This window comes from Microcoleus sp. bin48.metabat.b7b8b9.023, assembly GCF_013299185.1.
Classification (GTDB): domain Bacteria; phylum Cyanobacteriota; class Cyanobacteriia; order Cyanobacteriales; family Microcoleaceae; genus Microcoleus.
This window is the reverse complement of sequence record NZ_JAAFKG010000012.1, coordinates 46,353-66,513: the sequence shown is the minus strand read 5'-3', so window position 1 is coordinate 66,513 and position 20,161 is coordinate 46,353. Positions and strand designations below refer to the sequence as shown.

Genomic DNA, 20,161 nt, shown 5'->3' with positions numbered 1-20,161 from the left:
ACTACATCTCAGAAAACCCAAGTAACTTTTTCAAAATGAAAATAAAAGCAATACATCATGTGGCAATTATTTGCTCGGATTACGAAAAATCGAAGAAATTTTATGTAGAAGTATTGGGATGTTCCACAATCAAAGAAACTTTCCGAACCGAGAGGAATTCTTACAAACTAGATTTGCAACTCGGAAACGGTAGCACAATGATTGAACTGTTCTCATTTCCCGAGCCTCCTCAAAGAGTTAACAATCCTGAAGCTTGCGGCTTGAGACATTTAGCTTTTGCAGTTGAAGACATAAAAGCATCGGTTGCTTACTTAAAATCCCAACAAATAGAAGTAGAAGAAATTCGCTTTGACGAGATTACCGAAAAATGGTTTACCTTTTTTAGAGATCCAGACAACTTACCGTTAGAAATCTATGAGATTTAAGAATTAGCCAATTTTTTAAAGCCACCTCCGATTCAATCGCTGTGCCATCCGCACCCGGAAACCTGAATCATTCATTCCCAATCTACAATCTAAAATTGTCTAATGGACAAACTCATCAGAAATACAATCACGATCGCATTACCTGCTTTAATGCTACTTATCGGCATAGTAGCTACAGGTAAAACAGGTGATGCAGCCGTCTGGTCTGGTTTGAGGAAAGTAGGCGGTTCCTTTGGGACGCTCAGCGGTTTAAGTGTGTTGGTAATTGCAGGATTTGTTGCCAATTATTTTAGTTATTTTGTGGTAGATAGCTTGCTGGTGAGATTTTTTCAAAAGCGGCGAGAGAAAGAAATTGGTGTGTTGAATATTCATACTGTCCGCAATGTGGGTTCGGATCATTTGCCGTTAATTACAGATTTGGTACTTTGAAAGCTGGATTCGATGTTTTCTAACAAATTATCAATCAACTGTATCTGATACTGCTGCATATTTGTCTGTAGGGGTTCTTGGCTGTCTTGAAAACAGATAACTTTTGCGGCGATTTCCTTGTAGTGTTGCAGCATTAAAAAAGTATCGATACTGAAACCAATGAGATAGTTTTTAGCAGCTTCGTTGCAAATTTCTGTTACTTGATTTAGATAAGCTTCTGACGATTCAGGCGGCTTTTCATAGCCTGTTCTTTTCTTCAAAATATAGCTGGCACCGCCTATTACTGCTGCTCCCATTGGGCCACCCAACAGCCAACCTAAGCCGGTGGCGATCGCGACTGGAGTCACTTCGCCCTCGATCGACTTTTTGGCTGCGGCGGTTGGTGGCGGTTCTGGTAACGCGATTTGCGGGGATGGGGGAAACGAGATCAAAAGGGCGATCGGCTGTTCGCGATCGAAGAACTCGCAAGCTTTATTTACCCATTCTGCAATGGTTTCCCGCTGCTTGAGCACATCTTCCTCAAATTTTGTCTTCCACGCATCAAAACTTCCTTGCTGAAGCGACAGCGCCATTTCCGATTGATAGCGCCGCAAAAATGTGGGCTGGTAAAGCCAAATCTCGAAGTCGGAAACGCTGGCTTGAAAGCCTTGTGAAATCAGTTTTTCAGCTTTTTGTTTAATTTCAATTCGGTCTTTTTGCTTTTGTTTAGCGGCTGTTATTTCGGCGGCGACAGTTTCAGATTTGGCTTCCAGAGATTGGCAAATCTTAGTAGCTATGGCTTCAATTCTCGGCAACTTAACTGCTAGTTGTTCCTGTTGACTTGCGACAATACTTTGTAAAGCCGATTCAAACATGGCAATTCCGGTAGTTTGAGCCGCAGCCACATCTCCTTTCAGCCTCGCCCTCAAAGCGGGTAAAGCATCGACGCGGTAGATATTGCTGATGTTATTCGGCAAGTTGGAGCGAAAACTTTCGGCAACAAACAACAATCGATTGTATACTTGTTTTTGGTCGTCTGGTTCGAGTAGATTGAGAAAATTGGCAACAAAGACGACTGTGTTAATTTGGCGATCGCTCAACCAGTCTCTCAGGTGTTCCCGTTCGCCCAGAGTCATCAATTTGCGAGCGTCCAAAACCTGCACCACCAAATCAGCCGAAAGCAATTTATCCCGAACTAAGTTATCCTGTTCTTGGCGATCGTTAGTTCCGGGCAAATCCAGCAATTCCACACCCGTTTTCAGGAATGGGTGGGGACAGTAGACATTCACGGCTGCGACATCATCGCGCATCTGTCGGTTGTCGTCGAGGATGGCGTAGCGTTTCAACACATCAGTCCCGGCTTCGCTGACTTCTGTACCGTCTTTGAGGGTGATTTTTGCGTGCAATTCGTCGCCGTAGTTGACATAAATGGCAGCACCGGTAGTGGGCACAAGATCGATCGGCAAAGCGCGATTTCCAAGCAAAGCATTCAGCAAAGTTGACTTACCGTAATTAAACGGGCCAAAGACAGCGATTTGAAAAGTTGGTTTGGCGAGATAATCGCAAATTGAGTTTGTATCTCGGTAAAGTTGGGAGTTTTTATCTAATTCGAGAATGCCCAGTGCTGATTTGAGATAGTTAGTTAGATTTTGATAAGTTTCGGGTTGTTGCATATTTAAAATCATCTCATTCTTGGACTTATAAAAGGTTCGTAGTAAGGACTTCAGTCCTCTTCCAAATCCTAGGTACGTAGTTGCGCTTCAGCGCTCTTTCTTATATATAACTAAAGAGCGCTAAAGCGCAACAACATACCTTAGCCTCCAACTTTTCCAAATCTTAGGTACGTAGTTGCGCTTCAGCGCTCTTGTCTATATAAACAAAGAGCGCTTAAGCGCAACAACATACCTTAGCCTCCAACTTTTCCAAATCTAAGGTACGTAGTTGCGCTTCAGCGCTCTTGTCTATATAAACAAAGAGCGCTGAAGCGCAACTACGTACCTTAGAGCTTCAACTAGCAGATGCTAAGAAACCTTGATATACTGATTCTATACTCTGCGCCTGAGCAGAAACATCAGCCTCCAACTTTTCCAACCGCTGCGATTCAGCCTGACAATTAATCTCGCGAGATTGCTTTTGTTCCAACAAATTATCCAACTCAGCTTTCCGAGACTTAATATCATCATTCATGCGATCGCCCACTTCGCGCCCGTAAACATCAAAACACTCTTTCACAGCATCGTGAATCGGCTGCCACTGCTCCTGAGCCACCTGCGGCAGATACTTTACCAACTCTTTTTTAGCTGCTTTCACTAACTGTTTGTGAGCTCCATCTGCTTGCAAAACCCCAATACCCATCCCCAGCAAAGCCAAGTACAGCGGCCCCAAAACAATCCCCGTAAAACTCGCAAAAATCGTACTGACGCCCAATACAGTAATTAAATTGAGCAGGATATTTTTCCAGTCGAAACCAGCTCCTGCCATTGCTACACCCGCCAAGTTTCCTGTCGTTAATGAAAACAATCCCATCGCCCATTTTGCCCAAGCTGGCGAGTTATCTTCGTTTGAGTTGCTGACTGCTGCGGGGATTTTTTGCCCGGTCAGTTTTTCGGTAATTTTTTCAGTCACTTTTGTGTAAGATGCTCCGTAATTTGCCGCACTTTGCGACAACTGCGAAAATGCTGAATTCATCTCTTGTTCAGCCGTGAGAGTCCAAGCTGCTAGTTTGTCGTTGATGTACTGCTCGAATGCTCGTCTGAGCGATGCTTCAAAGGCTTCTCGCTTGTCTTGGCTGAAGAAATCCAGAAATCTCAGCTCGGGTTGATACCGCAAAAAGTCTGTTTCAAAGGTATTTTCTAAGTTGAGAACGTAGGTGCGGAAAGAATCTGCGATCGCCCGCGATTTACTATCTCTAACTCGGATAATTTCTTGTTGAAATTCATCGCGAATCAGACTCAGTTTATTAAACTCCGGCTCAACTGAATTAATCTTGTCCTTCAACTCATTGACATCCCCTTCAAGCAATGGTAAACGGCGCCCGACAGCTTCGCGAACGCGAGCAGAAATTTGACGCGCCAAAGTCCTTGCCGGACGCAATTCCGAAATGGCTCTTTCCTGGGTCAAAAATGTATTTAGTGACGCCATAAACTCAGGAAAACCAGTTCCTGCTAAATTTGCATCCGGGTTTTTTACCCGCAATCTGAGCGCCTTAATTGAGGTAATTGGAAACACCCGCTCGTCGTAAATGTCGTGTCCTTCTGTTAAACAATATTCAGCCAAATTAGCTTTGAAAACCCGCCCCAATTTCTGTTCTGCTTCTGCCATTTCTTCAGGATCGTCTGGGTCAATCAAACTTTCCCGCACTTGATCCCAAGCATTGATCAGAAAGAAAATGCTTAATCCACGACCTTTGATATAATTTTCTAGATAACGTCTTTCACCCATTGTACAAGGCTGAGTCGCCCGGAGTACAAACAAAATTGCGTGGCAGTTGTTGATGTAACCGAGAGATAATTCGTTGCGGGATTCTGTATCGTTGAGGCCGGGACTGTCTACTATTTCTATGCCTTTTTCTAGCAAAGGTAAGGGATATTCTACTACGGCGCAGTCGATATCGGGAAATGCTGGTTTCTGCTCGGATTCTAGGCGTTTTGCTTCGGCGGGGTCGATTGTGTAGTCTTGTTTGAAACTTTTAAAATCGAGCTGTTTGGGGCTTTTGCCGTCGTTGAAATAAACGGTGACTTTTTTTTCGGGGCCGTAGCGCAAAATTGTCAGCAAAGCCGTACAGGGATTGACATCGCTGGGAAGCAAGTTTTCTCCGATTAAGGCATTGAGAAAAGTGCTTTTGCCGCGTTTCATGTCGCCTAAGATGAGCAGCCGAAATACTCCTTGGCGCAAGTTTTTGCTGGCGAGATTGATGTCGGCGCTGTCTGTTTCTAAACCAAGTTTTCCTGATGCTTCGATTCCCGCTAATTCCGATCGCTCTATGGCTGTGACGATGTTGCTCAGGCGATCGGCAATTTCTCGGCGCACGGCGGATACTCGCTCTAAATCGTTGAGAAAGCTGCTAGTTTCTACTTTGAGGTTCATGGTTGTTTTATGATTGTTTACTGCTGGATATTTCAAAACAAAGTCATTTCATGATGGTGTTCGTGCAAAAGTTATTTGATTCGCTATTTCTTGCGAAAAAATGTGCATTACAAACCTGAAACAACTACAATACTCTGTTAGTTAATTCTTGGGATTCTTGTCTTGAAAAAGTATTTTGTAACCAATGAAAGCAATTGCTCCCACCATCACCGCAGTTCCCAGCCAAGATGCTACGCGCAGCGCAACCAGCGCTACAATTGCCAGGCCTGTAAATTGACTGATTGCTATGATTTTTCGACGCCATAGTTCGAGTTTGCTTTTTTGAGTATTGTTGTCTTCTTTTTCGTACTTTCTTGTTATATTTTCTGGCACCGATCGTTCAATTTCTGCTTCTAGTTCCCTGAGTCGAATTTCTTGTTCTCGCTTCCGCAGTTGTTGTTCTTTATGTCGGAGTTCTCTGGCTTTTTCATCGGGATCGTTCATAGGTTTTACCTTTTTTATTATGTGGAAATATGTGTTTTTTCTTGTCAAGATTAGACGGCTATATAGCGGTTCTAAAAAAAGTGAGGTATGCCCTATGCCCTATGCCCTATGCCCTATGCCCTATGCCCATGAGTACCTCATCTTTTTGAGAAGGGCAATAAGTTCTCTATGACTGTAACTTACATTGTCAGCGGTGTCGAGAAATGTTAAGAAATATCAAAAAGGGCGATTCCAGCAGACGATCGCTGCACTTCACGCCCTTTTTGGCGATCGCCCAAATGCACTGCTGCGAAATCAATATCCTTCGGGGCCGATGGTAGTGCGATCGCACTCAGCGTCGGACAAATCCACTAAGCGCGATCGAAATAAGTTGCAGCCAGCTAATTGAGCTTTGGTTAACTTTGCTTTCTCCAAATTAGTTCGGCTCAAATCAGCATATCTCAAATCGGCATTGCTCAAATCTGCATTGTACAAATCCGCACCTTGTAAATTGGCTTTATACAAATTTGCTCCTTGCAAATTGGCGTGGCGCAAATTTGCTCTAGATAAATTAGCTCCTGACAGATTAGCTTCCGACAAATTTGCCTGATAAAGTTGAATGTCGCCCAATTCAGCATCTTGTAACTGTGTTTTGTAAAGATTGGCTTGAGTCAGATTTCCGTAGGGCAAATAAGCTCGCGTCAGCACGCTACCAGAAAGGTTTATTTCTGGCAAATCTGCTTGAAACAAGTTATCTCCACTTAAGTCAACGGCGTTAAAGTTTCGCTGGCCTTCAGAATACTGAGCGAGCAATTCCTCAGCGCTTAGCTTTTGCATTTTCATCCCTTAATGACGACAGCTTTTGCAGCCAATTCATAACGATAATTGATGATTATTATTCTGCGTATTTATACCTAGGCATCTTCTTATGTTAAGCTTGTGTAACAACGATCGTATTTTTTCTAAGATTTTTTTTATATTTGTAAATTTCTGGGTTGCTCGACCATGCTTCCCGTTAGTAATGTCAAGATCGATAAACAAACCAAAGCTGATCCTCTACTGAAATATGCCAGAACTTCCTCCCTCCATTGCACAGCACTACCACGAACGGACGAAATACGATCCTCAAACCATTGCTGCCAAAAGCAGACAGCTAGATTGGACAGAGCAACCAGTTCCGTTCAAAGAATATAAAATTGGCGCGTATTTTGACCTGAAGCCTTATCTAAAAGACCCCTCAGACGATCCAAATTCCCCGGATGATGCCAGTTGGTGGCATCGGTTGTCCAGTTTGTTGCTGTGCAGCTACGGGCTGACGGCGAAGGTGCAGACGGTAGATGACAGCTACCTGTATTTGCGATCGGCACCATCGGCCGGTGGGCTCTACCCAGCAGAGGTTTATTTAATCTCGCGGGGTACGCCACAGTTGCCGGCGGGACTCTACAACTATCAGTGCAGAACTCATTCGCTGGTTCATTTTTGGGACAGCGAAATTTGGCCGGCCCTGCAAGTGGCTTGTTTCGGATCGCCAGTGTTAGAAAATACCCAATTGGCGATCGCCGTTACCACTGTTTTCTTCCGTTCTTCTTGGCGTTACGCAGACAGAGCTTATCGGCGAATCTTTCTCGACACTGGTCATTTATTGAGCAATATCGAGTTAGCTTGCGCCATCAACGATTACCGACCTCACCTGATTGGAGGATTCGCAGACGAAGCTGTCAATCAATTACTGTATATCGACTCGCAGCAAGAAGGAGCGATCTGTTTAATTGGTTTAGCTGACTTGCTAGACATCGACCAAAATTTGCCAAAGTTTAAAACGGCTTTGGCAGGAAAAACGACGATAGATTACCCGAAAATTTCCGAAGGTAAAATTTTAGAATACCTCCATAAAGCGACACAGTTAGAATCAGATCCCACTGGAGTAGATGGCTGGAAACTGGATGAACGTGAAGGAGATTTAGAAGACAAATATAACTTTCCATTTTGCACTAAAGTTTCGACTGTCACACCTTCAATTCCTTGGGGAGTGAATCAAGAAACTTTAGAAAATACGATGCTGAAGAGGCGTTCTACCCGTGCTTATACAGGTGCTTCTTTGAGCTTGGGCGAACTGCTAGCGTTGCTTGATTTTACTTATCAGTCGCAGCACTATATCGACCAAGGATTAGACGGTTATCCAGACTATTTCGATCTGAGTTTGATTCAGACTTTTATTGCGGTTTCGGGAGTGCATGGGTTAGAAGAAGGTTGTTATTATTACGCTCCGAAAGCTCAAGAATTGCGGCAAATTCGGTTCAAAAATTTCCGCAGGGAGCTGCATTATTTGTGTTTGGGGCAAGATTTGGGCAGAGATGCGGGGGCGCTGTTGTTTCACACGGCGGATTTGAATAGGGCTGTTGCCAAATATGGCGATCGCGCTTACCGATATTTGCACATGGATGCGGGTCATTTGGGCCAGCGGTTGAATTTAGCAGCGATTCAACTGCGTTTGGGTGTCAGCGGTATTGCGGGCTTTTTTGACGATCTCGTGAATGACGTTCTCGGTATTCCTACGAGTGAGGCTGTGCTTTATATCACAACTCTGGGAAGACCGCGATCGTGAGGATGAGTGCGATCGTTCTAGCAGACATCATATGACTTAAATGAAATTTACCCAAATCGGGCGAGAAACCGAGTTTTTAGGAAGTTTTATGTTGAGTAACGAGAAGTTTAGAAAAGACCTCTTGCAAAAATCGGAAAACACCCTGAAATTATCTGCGTTTATCCGTGTTTATCTGTCTGACATCTGCGGTTGAAGGATCGATCAAAGACTTATGCAAGAGGTCTAAAGAAAGCCAGTTTCTGAAGTCTCGGCCACTCAGTAGACTTTTAGAGATTACTCATGGGAGGCGAGAAACCGGGTTTCTACGAAACTAAGAAGGGCTGAAGCCCAACAACATACCTCATCTTTCTGAGCAGCGTTATAAATCAATTAAAATTACTATTTTCCTATGCAAAACTTGCTAAATATTCTATCGAGAACTGATTCCGTCACTTCTTCCCCCGTAACTTCCCCCAATGCTTGAATTGCGCCGCGCAAATCTATTGTCCAAAAATCTAAAGGCAATTTATTGTTAATAGTATCCGTGCATTCTTCCAGCGAAATTTTAGCTCTAGTTAAAGCTGCTGCTTGCCGCTGGTTGATTGCTAAATCTGAGTTTTCTGCTTGCAAATTTCCGCCACTGACAGCATCTAAGATGGCTGTTTCTAATTCTTCTATACCTCGATCTAAGGCGGCGGCAGCGGTGACAACGGGGTGAATTTCAGAGGTGAAAGGTAATTCTGGGATTGTTTTTACTAGGTCGATTTTGTTGATGATTATAATGAGCTGGCGGTGTTTTACTTGTTCGTAAATTTCCCGATCGCCTGCTGTCCAACCAGATTCTGCGTCAATTGTCAACAAGACTAAATCGGCTTGTTTGGCTGCGGCGCGCGATCGCTCTACACCGATTTTTTCTACCCGATCCTCGGTTTCCCGAATGCCCGCTGTATCGAGCACCTGCACCGGAATCCCGCCCACAACTAGCTGCGACTCTACCACATCCCGCGTCGTTCCGGGCAAATCTGTGACGATCGCCCGATCGCTCTTACTCCACGAATTCAACAAACTCGACTTTCCCACATTCGGGCGTCCGACAATCGCCACTTTCAAACCGGTTCTCAACAATTCACCGCGATCTGCCGTCGCCAAAATCCTTGACAATTCGTTCAAAATCCGATTGATTTCCAAACAAGTTTTAGCTTCATCTAAGGGCGGCAAATCTTCCTCAAAATCAATTCTCGCCTCAATTTCTGCCAACACATCCAAACAAGTTGCTCTTAATTTGCGAATCGGCTGGGCTAATTTTCCCTGCAAACCAGCTAAAGCACTTTGCGCGGCTGCGGGCGATTTGGCTCCCACCAAATCAGCAATGCTTTCAGCTTGAGTTAAATCTAACCTACCATTCAAAAAAGCCCTGAGCGAAAACTCTCCCGGCTGCGCCAATCTTGCACCATTTTCCAAACACAACTGCAACACTTGCTGCACCGCGATAATCCCACCGTGACAGTGAAACTCCACCACATCTTCGCGGGTGAAAGAACGTGGCGCTTTCATGATTAACAACAAAGCTTCATCGACTAATTCTTGAGTTTTGGGACGGCGGATGTGCCCGTAAAGAATGCGGTGAGATTCCCAAATTTGCCCTCCTGGAGCGCGAAACAGGGTTTCGGCAATTTTTAAGGCTGCGGCACCGGAAACTCTTACAATGCCGACGCTGCCTTGTTGGGGAACGATCGCAGTGGCAATTGCTGCGATCGTTCCTCCTTTTGTTAGTGATTCAGACATTTTTACGATTCACAGCCTCAAAAGTTATATATATAGCCTTTCTCACTAAGATGAAGTACGCATAGGGCATAGGGCATAGGCCAAACCGGGCATAGGGCATAGGGCATAGGCATCGCACGCATATAGCGGTTCTCAGAAAGATTCGCGGACGTTGTTGGGCTTTAGCCCTCTTTGTCTGGGAGGTTATGTAAGCTGTCAGTCATACCTCATCTTTTTGAGAAAGGCTATACCTCACTTTTTTGAGAAAGGCTATATCTCATCTCATTAGACAGGATAAACAATTTCAGAGAGGTTTTTCCAAGATCTTAAAACAGGGTGGCCGCCGCGCTTGAGTGCGATCGCCAATCCGTTAGCGAACCCCTCCATCTGGAGCGCCCAGAAAGTCCCATTCAGTCGATTTTAGATTGTAGATTTAAGATTTTAGATTGACTTGCGGCGCAGTGAATCTACAGATTGAACAAAAGTCGGAAATTTTGAGCAGCGGGCGACGAGTGTCCGAAAGCAAGTATCCGTTTTTGGGAGCATCTCAGTTTTGTATTTTTTGTATTTATAGTGCTGTCGGGAGCTCGCGTATTGTACAATACGCGAGCGGGGACGCTTGCGCTCAAAGAAAAAATGCTTTTTACAAAAATGAGATGCTCCTTCCGTTTTTGGGCGCGAGTGACGACGCGATCGAACTTAAAAAATTAGTCCGCCAAATCTTTTTGCTATCCTGGTTTCATGCGATAATCGAACATTAACAGGGTAGAGGGCAGAGCATGATTGGTCAACTTCTCGACAGACGTTACCGCATCATTAAAGTCACAGACTCAAGTGAAGTGGGAAAAACTTATATAGCAGCAGATACTCACCGTCCCGGTTATCCGCAATGCACGGTTAGAGAAATGCGGCTCCTCGGCACAAATTCGCAAACTCCAGAATTAGTCAAAATTATATTTCAAAGAAATGCAGAAATAATAGAAAAATTGGGCAAACACGACAAAATTCCCGAATTATTGGCGTATTTTGAGGAAAACCAAAGTTTATACTTAATAGAAGAATTTATTGCCGGTCAACCTTTAAGCCAAGAACTAATACCTGGTGAACCTTGGGCACAAGACCAAGTAATTGCTTTGCTATCATCCATATTAGAAGTTTTGGTGTTTATACACTCCAACGGTTTCATTCACCGCCGAATTCAACCAGACAGAACAATTCGACGCGAGTCAGACGGCAAATTTGTGTTGGTTGACTTTAGCTTAGACAAAGAAATTAACCCGGAGCTCGTTAATTCTCATTTGTTGGCGCCAACATCCCCAAACTCTGTTAAAAAGCCTTTGGGAAAAAAACCGGAGTTGGCTGCTGAAACATTATATGTGCCGATCGAGCAATCGCAAGGCAACCCCCGCTACAATAGCGACATTTACGCTCTAGGTACGATCGCCCAGCTTGCGGTAACGGGACTATCGCCCGAGGAACTGAGTGCCTTGAAAAGCCAAGGCAAAATTTCCTGGCGCGATCGGGCGACTTGTTCGGCGGCTCTAGCAGATATTATCGATCGAATGGTGCGCTCCGACTGCGAGGAACGCTATCACGAAGCCACCGAAGTTTTGGCAGACCTCCAACAAATCACGGTAAAATCCGAGTCTGGGCGATCGCCAGCCACCATCATCACCGACACGATAAATCAATTTCAGCCGAGACAGCGCCCAACCAAACTGTTGCTGTTTGCAGCCATAGCCGCAGCTTCGATATTGACAGCACTGATAATTTACTTTTGGCACAGTCAAAGTCCGGCGAGGGCCAAAGAATTGTTCGCCCGCGGTGTTGCCAAGGCCCAGCAAGGTGACAAAACAGGCGCGATCGCCGATTATACTCAAGCGATCGCCCTCAATTCCAGCGATGCCGAAACTTTCTACAAGCGGGCTAACGTTCGCTACGACATGGGCGCCACCGAGCAAGCAATTGCCGATTACACCCAAGCACTTAAAGTTAATCCCAGCCACACCAAAGCCATCTACAATCGAGCTCTGGCCCGCCGCGACACCGGCGACAAGCGGGGGGCTGTGGAAGATTTTACCCAAGTATTGCGGCTCAATCCTAACAACGGTGACATATATTATCAGCGGGGTTTAGCCTATTACGATTTGGCCGACTACCGCGCGGCAATTGAAGACTACACCCAAGCAATTCGGCTCAATCCCAACGATGCTACAGCATACAGCAATCGGGGTTTAGCTCGATCGGCCGACGGCGACAAAACCGGAGCAATGGCGGATTTTACCCAAGCGATTCAAATTAGCCCCAAGGAAGCTGGGGTTTACTACAGTCGCGGTCGATCGCGCTTTAATCTAGCAGATTATCAAGGAGCGATGGAAGATTACAGTAGGGCGATCGAATTGGAACCAAACCAAGTTGATGCTTATACCAATCGGTGCAGCGCTTACTTAAATTTAGCAACCTACGACAAAGCGATTGAAGATTGCAGCCGAGCAATTCGCCTCGATCCCAAAGATGAAGCAGCTTACAACAACCGCTGCATTGCTCATCTGAATTTAAAGCAATTTCAAAAGGCCAGCGAAGATTGCAGTTTGACGATCGGACTCAACAGCAACAATCCCAAAGCATACAGCAATCGAGGATTAGCTCGCGAGGCTTCGGGAGACAAGCAGGGGGCTGTCGAAGATTTCACTCAAGCAATTAAGCTCAACCCCAGCGATGCCGTAGCTTACAGCAATCGCGGTACTATTTACTCAGATCTCAAAAATTACCCTTTAGCGGTTGAGGATTTCGCTCAGTCGCTACGGCTCAACCCCAACAATGCTAGCGCTTTTTACAGCCGAGGTCTCGTCCGCCGCCAACTCAAAGATCGGGCTGGGGCGATCGAGGATTTTCAGAAAGCTGCAACACTGTTTCTAGAACAAGGAAGAGCCGATGGTTTTCAAAACGCACAAGCACAGATCAAAGATTCTAAATAAACTATTAGTCATTAGTCATTAGTCATTAGTCATTGGTTATTGGTTATTGGTTATTGGTTATTGGTTATTAGTCATTAGTCATTAGTCATTAGTCATTAGTCATTAGTCATTAGTGCTGTCCCCGCTCGCGAACGTTATCAGTCATTAGTAATCAGTCATTAGTCAGTAGTGCTGTCCCCGCTCGCGAACGTTATCAGTCATTAGTAATCAGTCATTAGTCAGTAGTGCGAGCGTCCCAGCTCGCGAACGTTATCAGTCAACCGTCAACCGTCAACCGTCAACCGTCAACCGTCAACCGTTATCAGTCAACCGTCAACCGTCAACCGTCAACCGTCAACCGTCAACTGCCAACTGCCAACTGCCAACTGCCAACTGCCAACTGTCATTAGCAAAAATGAAAAATCAAGAACAAAAAAGGAAACAGGCAAAATCACCAACTACGAATTATCCATTACCAACTCCTCCTTCCCAGTTACCAATTCGCAATTACCAATTACCAATTACCAATTACCACTTCTCAAATTCCGATATGAACATGGTTGGTCAACTTTTAGACAGGCGTTATCGCGTAGTCCAAATCCTCAGCTCGGGAGCCTTCGGACAAACTTATTTAGCAGTCGATACTCGCCGCCCCGGTCACCCTCAATGTGTAGTCAAACAACTGCGCCCTCCCAGCAACACTTCCACAGTTCTCAAAACAGCTTACCGATTATTTAAACAAGAAGCAGAAATATTAGAAAAACTGGGAAAACACGATCAAATTCCATTTTTACTCGCTTATTTTGAAGAAGGCAATCAATTCTACCTCGTAGAAGAATTTGTACCCGGTCACGCCCTCAATCGGGAAATTGTGGCCGGTCAACCTTGGCGGGAAGAAAGAGTGCTGGATCTGTTGGAAGAAGTGTTAAAAGTTCTCGCCTTCGTACACTCTCAGGGAGTGATTCACCGCGATGTTAACCCGTCCAACTTAATCCGCCGCAAACCAGACGGCAAATTAGTTTTAATTGACTTCGGCTCGGTTAAAGAAGTTGCCAATCACGTCAGCGAGTACGATACAGAATTTCCGCGCACAATTGCGACGGGAACTCCGGCTTATATGCCGATCGAACAATTTCAAGGCAACCCGCAATTTAGCAGCGACCTCTATGCCGTCGGGATGATGGCGATCCAAGCTATCACTGGTTTGCCCGGTACGGATTTGCCAAAATTGCAAGATCCGAGTCCTTCTCACACTGGGGAAATTGTTTGGCGAAACCGAACTCAATGTTCTCCGGCACTGGCAAATATAATTGACAAAATGGTCTGCCACCAATTTAGCAAACGCTATCCATCGGCTGAGGAAGTTTTGGCCGCTCTCAGCAAGCTGAAACACCGCCAAGAGCCTGGAAATACGGCTCAAAATAAAAATATTTCTCCGTCGAGCTTACTGTCTTCCAATACTTTTTCTTCAGGTTTGGGAAGTCGGTTTTGGTGGCTGATATTCGCTGGCTGCGGGGCGATTGCTATGGTATTTCTGTTTAATTATTGCAGCCGCCCAAATCCGATCAAAGCCAAGGAATATTACGAAAAGGGAGTAGCAAAGTCTCGCAATCAAGATGCGGCAGCAGCTTTGCAGGCTTTTGACAAATCAATCCAATTAAATCCTAACAATGGTGAGAGTTTTTATCAGCGGGGTAATGCTAATTATGATTTAAAAAAATATCAAGAAGCAATTGCCGATTATTCTCAGACGATCGCTCTCAATCCTCAATATTTTAAGGCTTATTTTAACCGGGGGCTGGCCCGTCGCGATTTCAACGACAAGCGCGGAGCGATTGAGGATTACACTCAGGTTTTGAAGATCCAGCCCAACGATGTTGATGCTTACTATGAAAGAGGAGTGACTTATTTAGAAATGCAAGATTACAAGACGGCAATTGGGGATTTAAGCGAAGTAATTCGGTTGCAGCCGAACTTGGTTAAAGCTTATCATTCACGGGGGTTGGCTCGGGCTGGGAGCAGCGATTTGCAGGGGGCGATTGGAGATTATACTGAGGCAATTAAGCTCGATGCTCAGAATGTGGATGCTTTCTACAGTCGGGGGAGAGCGCGCTTTCACCTAGGAGATTATCAGGGAGCATTGGCGGATTACAGTCAGGTAATTGCGATCGATCCCAAGAGTGGAGATGCTTACGCGAATCGTTGCAGCACGCAGTTGAATTTGGGAGCTCATCAAGCGGCAATTGACGATTGCACTCAGGCAATTTCGCTAAGCGAGGAAGATGGGGTTCCCTATAACAATCGCTGTATTGCTTATTTAAATTTGAAGGATTACCCGAAAGCAATTGCCGATTGCACTCAAGCGACAACACTAAATCCCAAGGATTATAATGCTTTCAGCAATCGCGGTTTAGCTCGCAGTGCCGGGGGGGATACACAGGGGGCGATCGCAGATTTTACCGCAGCAATCGGGCTCAATCCCAACGATGCTGAAGCTTACGCCAATCGGGCCAAGGTTTACCAGCAGTTAAATAATTCCAATAGTGCGATCGGCGATTACGTGCAAGCCATTCGGATCAATCCGAATTATGCTGGTGCTTACTACGGTAGAGGCATGGTACGCCGCTCCTTAGGAGACAAAGCAGGAGCAATTAGCGACTTAGAAAAAGCAGGCAAAATCTTTCTCGATCAAGGACTTACCGGTGGTTACAAAGACGCACAATTTGAGATTGACAAACTCAAATAATTCTTAGGTACGTAGTTGCGCTTCAGCGCTCTTTCTTATATATGCAAATAGCGCTTTTATCGCAATAACATATTTTGTGAAGACTTTAGTCGGCTCTTTCTTGTATATATCCAAAAGAGCGCTAAAGCGCAACTACGTACCTTGTGAAGATTTTAATCCGCTCTTTCATAGATATATGCAAAGAGCGCTTTCATCGCAACAACGTACCTTACTAACCTTCTGGATTTTGAATTCGCTCAACCAAATCATAAAAAGGTTGCCAATTATCCTCAAGAGCGATCGGTTCCCAAACAGCCTCAATCGTCGGCCTCAACAGCGATTGTTCCGGATTTTGCTTCCGCAACCTATCCGCCATCTTATCCATATCATCCGCCGACAAACCTTGCAAAACGTGACAATAAAACTCCCGCCAAGGTGCTAACAACTCCGCGGGTTCCGCCTCGCTAAAGATTTGATTGACATCATCTCGCCAAGTGCGATTGAACTGTCTTCGCAATTGACAAAAGAAATCATGATAATCAACTTGAGACTCCGCCAGCATCTTAATTGTCAGCTTCAAAAGCTCATCACCATCAGCCTCAGACAAATCCTCAAATCCCAACCTATTGAGCATCAACTGTCGGTAAGTAGCATTATAATACCCACCAAACTTAGCCAAAGCAGCATCCATATCAACTTGAGGAATCGCCGCAGCTAGCGGTTGCTGAAGCTTCTCCAAATTCCCGTGACAAATAAACGGTTGATTGCCGTAAGCATAAAGACCATAATAGTCAAAATAAGCTGCTGTAAACTTCGGATTATAAGTCGGAATAAACGCAAAAGGCCCGTAATCAAAACTTTCACCAGTAATCGACATATTATCAGTATTCAGCACCGCATGACAAAAACCTGCCGCCATCCACTGAGCGACCAATTCTGCTACACGCTTAACTAAATCCGCATAAAAAAGTGCATATTTTTCTTCCGGTGAAATAGCAGAATTGCTAGCTTCTAGATGAAGTTCAGGATAATAATATTCAATGACAAAATCTAAAAGTTTTTTAATTAAGTCCGGGCGACGGATATAATTTAGCCTTTCAAAAGTGCCAAAGCGGATGTGAGAGTGGCTAAAACGCACCATCACGGACGATCGCGTCGGAGAAGGTTCATCGCCCCGCCACAAAGCATCACCCGTTTCAACTAAACTAAAACAGCGAGACGTGCGAACTCCCAATCGGTGCAAAGCTTCAGCCGCCAAAACTTCGCGAACTCCCCCCTTGAGAGTGAGTCTACCATCAGCGCTGCGCGAGTAGGGAGTGCGGCCGGAACCTTTAGTGCCGAAGTCGTAAAGCCTACCATCAGTGCCGCGAACTTGGCCGTACAAAAAGCCTCTACCGTCGCCTAAATTAGGGTTGTATTCGTTGAATTGATAGCCGTGGTAGCGGAGTGCGAGAAAGGGACGCACGCAGTGAAATTTGCCGAATGCTTGAATGAAATCATCGTCGGTTACTTGTGCGGGATCTAAGCCCAATGTCGGCAATAATCGATCGTTGCGGAAACGGAGGATGTGCTGCGGAAAATCTGCCGCCGGGACTTCATCAAAGTAGTCGCCACCGAGGGATTCGAGGGCGGGTTCGTAGTTGAGGGAAAGCAAGGGATTTGACATTTGTCTATTTTATATTAAAATGTTCAAATTGGCAATTATTGTATGGTGCGTCAGTTGTAAAAATTGGAAGGAGAGACAGAGAATCTGCGACTGACGCACCCTACGGTTAGTTATTGCAGGGTGCGTCAGGACTGATTTTTTTGACAAGAGACAGATTATTTTCGCCTGACGCACCCTACAGTTGCTCTACCTTGTATTTAAATAGGAACGAGAGTAGGCTCTAAAGTTGCAACTAATTTGAGATTGTACTCATCCTCAAAACACGGTTTTTTATAATCCAAACTCCACAGTTCCAAAGCACAATCGTCATGGGGATTGAGCGGTTGCAGCCGCAAGTGAAATTCTCGAACTTCCGGGCGGTGTTCGCATTTAAAATCAGTAATCGCCCCAATCTGCCGCCTATCCAAAGCCACAGCTAACCGCAAGAATGGATGCAATTTACTAACGACTTCTCGGTATTTTTTCGGGAGAATGACAAAATTTTCGTGTTTCTTTTTCGGAGGATTTTTTCGGTGATAGCGAGCTATATTGGCAATTACTTCAATCTCAGTTTCAGTGTATCCCAATAATTCACCATTGCGAATTAAATAGTAAGAATGCTTGTGGTGCGCCGAATGGCTGACGTACAAACCGCTGTTGTGCAGAATCGATGCCGCCCACAGCAACTCGCGTTCTTCACTTCCCCAATTGTGCAGAATTCCTTGGGTTTGGTCGAACAAATTTAGGGCAAATTCTGCGATTCTTTGACTTTGTTGTAAGTTAACTTGATATTTTTGGGCCATGTGCAGAACACTGCGCTGGCGGATTGAGCCTTGATAGCGCAAGCGGTTTTCAATCAAACCCCGACTTAGCATCCAGTCAACAATGACGCCTTCTCTTAAAGATCGATCGCACACAGTGAGCGATTCCATACCTAATAACGCCATCGCTTCCTGCAAAATCAACGCTCCGGCGAGAATAATTTCCGCCCGCTTATCCGACATTCCGGGAATGGCCAGCCTTTCGGAGTAGGAAAGTTTGCGGAAACGATTGACTAGCTCGCGCAAATCTTTTAAACTTAGCTGATATCCAGCCAGCGGACTGGGAACGGTTCCAAACTTTTCGCGAGCGTTAATTGCAGCCAAAGTTTCGATGGTTCCAGCAGTGCCGATCAAGCGCAGATCTTCGCCTATCTTGAATTGCGATCGCAATTCGTCGATCGGTCTTTCCAGCGAAATCCGAATATAAGCTTGCAAATAGGAAAACTCCTCCCGGCTAATCGGGTCAGTTTTGACAAATTCTCCTGTTAAACGCACAGCACCAATTTTGGTACTCGTGAGACAGCGCGGTTCAGAACTATCTCCTAAAATTAACTCCGTAGAACCGCCACCAATATCAATAATCACCTGCGATTGATTGTTAAATTCCATACCCGAAAGTACGCCGAGATAAATTCTCCGGGCTTCTTCTTGTCCGGAAATTAAGCTCACATTCAAGTCTAATTCGTCAGCAACTTGTTTGAGAAAATCCCGCCCATTAGGCGCTTCTCGAACCGCACTCGTAGCCACAGCTATAACTTGTTCTGCATTAAAAGTTTTAGCAATACCTTGAAAACGGCGCAAAGTTGCGATCGCCCTTTGCATAACCTCTGACTTCAAACACCCTGTTTTAGCCTCGCAATCGCCCAACCGAACCGTATCTTTTTCTCTAGCAATAATCGCAAACGCAGGCAATTTCGGATCGATCCGCGCCACCACCATGTGAAACGAGTTAGTACCCATATCAATAGCGGCAATAATGCGATTTGACTCCGCAGCAGCAAGTGAATTAACCATTGGAGTGTATCGGGGTTGACAGATATTTATAATTATTTCACGAATCCAGTTAAGCAGGATATTAAATCAGCAAAAATCGGGAATTAGGGCATCGGGCATCGGGCATCGGGCATGGGGCAAAGAGGGCATCGGGACATACATCACTTTTTTGAGAACCGCTATAGTAGGTGATTTTGCCTAAAATTTGATAACATTTAATGTTAAAAATCTAAAACCTAAAATTAAAATGCTTCAAGAGCCCGATCGCCAAACCGAATCCACATTACTAACCGTCGTGAAGCTTTTGAGGTGGGACAAGCCAGCAGGGCGGCTAATTTTAATGCTTCCAGCCCTGTGGGCCGTCTTTTTAGCAGCAGAGGGAAAGCCGCCCGCAGCATTGGTAGGTGTGATAGTGTTGGGCACCTTAGCAACAAGTGCGGCGGGATGCGTGATCAACGACTTGTGGGATCGCGATATCGATCCTGAAGTAGAAAGAACGCGATCGCGCCCCCTAGCATCCCGCGCCCTAACAGTGCAAACTGGAATAGGAGTTGCCTTAATCTCCTTTGCTTGCGCCGCGATTCTCGCATTTTATCTCAATCCTTTAAGCTTCTGGCTATGCGTTGGCGCCGTACCAGTAATTATTTGCTACCCGCTAGCAAAAAGATTTTTCCCAGTGCCGCAATTAGTGTTATCAATTGCCTGGGGATTTGCAGTTTTAATTAGTTGGAGTGCCGCCGTTAATAAATTAGAATTAGCAACTTGGTTGCTGTGGGGCGCTGTAGTGTTGTGGACGATGGGATTTGATACAGTTTACGCCATGAGCGACAAAGAAGATGACTTGCGTGTGGGCGTCAATTCCAGCGCTATCTTTTTCGGGGATAACGTAACTAATGCTGTGGGTTTTTTCTTTGTTGGTACTGTAGGTTTATTGGCAGCAATGGGAATCAATCTGCACTTGCACGTCGGTTTTTGGATAGCAATTTGTGTGGCGGCAATTTTGTGGTTTTTGCAGTACAGTCAACTGCGAAAAGCCGATATTCCCAAGCCTGTTTACGGTGAAATCTTTCGCCAAAATGTTTGGGTGGGATTTGTGATATTGGCGGGAATGATTGTTGGGGAGATTTTTTAGTTGATTGTTGGGCTTGTTCCGCAGGTAATTGATGTGAAACTCGAATGATTGAAGCTTGACAGAAGAGATTCACATCGATTTAAGCCATGAGGGCGGGCACGCACCATCCACCGCCCCTACAAAACGATGATTTACCTGAGAATGAAACAGCCCTGCGTA

Annotated in this window: 14 protein-coding genes; 7 read left to right on the top strand and 7 right to left on the bottom strand. The window is 45.2% G+C overall.

Going from position 1 to position 20,161, the window contains the following annotated elements:
- Positions 1 to 35 precede the first annotated feature (35 nt).
- On the top strand, positions 36 to 425 hold the full coding sequence (locus QZW82_RS09680; RefSeq protein ID WP_293147468.1) for a VOC family protein: 390 nt from the start codon (positions 36 to 38) through the stop codon (positions 423 to 425).
- Positions 426 to 527: 102 nt separating this feature from the next.
- Positions 528 to 854, top strand: coding sequence for a hypothetical protein (locus tag QZW82_RS09675; RefSeq protein WP_293147466.1), 327 nt, complete (start codon positions 528 to 530; stop codon positions 852 to 854).
- Here the strand turns inward: QZW82_RS09675 and QZW82_RS09670 are convergent.
- The 4 genes from QZW82_RS09670 to QZW82_RS09655 all read right to left on the bottom strand — a co-directional run bounded on the left by QZW82_RS09670 (position 821) and on the right by QZW82_RS09655 (position 6,218).
- On the bottom strand, positions 821 to 2,506 hold the full coding sequence (locus QZW82_RS09670; RefSeq protein WP_293147464.1) for a dynamin family protein: 1,686 nt from the start codon (positions 2,504 to 2,506) through the stop codon (positions 821 to 823). The genes QZW82_RS09675 and QZW82_RS09670 overlap by 34 nt on opposite strands.
- A gap of 334 nt (positions 2,507 to 2,840) precedes the next feature.
- Entirely contained in the window at positions 2,841 to 4,919 is a 2,079-nt protein-coding gene (locus tag QZW82_RS09665; protein ID WP_293147462.1) for a dynamin family protein, read from the bottom strand.
- Positions 4,920 to 5,060: 141 nt separating this feature from the next.
- Positions 5,061 to 5,402: a hypothetical protein gene (locus tag QZW82_RS09660; protein ID WP_293147460.1), complete on the bottom strand. Its 342-nt coding sequence runs from the start codon at positions 5,400 to 5,402 to the stop codon at positions 5,061 to 5,063.
- 294 nt (positions 5,403 to 5,696) lie between these two features.
- Complete coding sequence (locus tag QZW82_RS09655; RefSeq protein WP_293147458.1) at positions 5,697 to 6,218, bottom strand: pentapeptide repeat-containing protein; 522 nt, start codon at positions 6,216 to 6,218, stop codon at positions 5,697 to 5,699.
- Between the two features lie 229 nt (positions 6,219 to 6,447).
- On the opposite strand from QZW82_RS09655, the gene QZW82_RS09650 reads away from it, so the two are divergent.
- Positions 6,448 to 7,986, top strand: a complete 1,539-nt coding sequence (locus tag QZW82_RS09650) for a SagB/ThcOx family dehydrogenase (protein WP_293147456.1) — start codon at positions 6,448 to 6,450, stop codon at positions 7,984 to 7,986.
- A 378-nt stretch (positions 7,987 to 8,364) separates the two neighbouring features.
- Here the strand turns inward: QZW82_RS09650 and mnmE are convergent, their stop codons facing one another.
- A complete protein-coding gene (gene mnmE / locus QZW82_RS09645) occupies positions 8,365 to 9,750 on the bottom strand; it encodes a tRNA uridine-5-carboxymethylaminomethyl(34) synthesis GTPase MnmE (protein WP_293147454.1) in 1,386 nt (461 codons plus the stop codon).
- A gap of 758 nt (positions 9,751 to 10,508) precedes the next feature.
- Here mnmE and QZW82_RS09640 point away from each other — a divergent pair.
- From QZW82_RS09640 to QZW82_RS09630, 3 genes are all read left to right on the top strand, one after another.
- Positions 10,509 to 12,707, top strand: coding sequence for a tetratricopeptide repeat protein (locus QZW82_RS09640; RefSeq protein WP_293147452.1), 2,199 nt, complete (start codon positions 10,509 to 10,511; stop codon positions 12,705 to 12,707).
- Between the two features lie 224 nt (positions 12,708 to 12,931).
- Positions 12,932 to 13,096, top strand: a complete 165-nt coding sequence (locus QZW82_RS09635) for a hypothetical protein (RefSeq protein ID WP_293147450.1) — start codon at positions 12,932 to 12,934, stop codon at positions 13,094 to 13,096.
- A 5-nt stretch (positions 13,097 to 13,101) separates the two neighbouring features.
- Entirely contained in the window at positions 13,102 to 15,432 is a 2,331-nt protein-coding gene (locus QZW82_RS09630) for a serine/threonine-protein kinase (RefSeq protein WP_293147448.1), read from the top strand.
- 211 nt (positions 15,433 to 15,643) lie between these two features.
- Here QZW82_RS09630 and QZW82_RS09625 read toward each other — a convergent pair whose 3' ends face one another.
- Both QZW82_RS09625 and QZW82_RS09620 read right to left on the bottom strand, forming a co-directional pair.
- Positions 15,644 to 17,077 carry a YdiU family protein gene (locus QZW82_RS09625; RefSeq protein WP_293147446.1) on the bottom strand — a complete coding sequence of 478 codons (1,434 nt, stop codon included), beginning with the start codon at positions 17,075 to 17,077 and terminating at the stop codon, positions 15,644 to 15,646.
- Positions 17,078 to 17,274: 197 nt separating this feature from the next.
- A complete protein-coding gene (locus QZW82_RS09620; RefSeq protein ID WP_293147444.1) occupies positions 17,275 to 18,891 on the bottom strand; it encodes a Ppx/GppA phosphatase family protein in 1,617 nt (538 codons plus the stop codon).
- 226 nt (positions 18,892 to 19,117) lie between these two features.
- Between QZW82_RS09620 and QZW82_RS09615 the strand changes: the two genes are divergently transcribed.
- The gene (locus QZW82_RS09615) at positions 19,118 to 20,002 is read left to right on the top strand and encodes a 4-hydroxybenzoate solanesyltransferase (RefSeq protein ID WP_293147442.1); all 885 of its coding nucleotides are present in this window, start codon (positions 19,118 to 19,120) and stop codon (positions 20,000 to 20,002) included.
- Positions 20,003 to 20,161 lie beyond the last annotated feature (159 nt).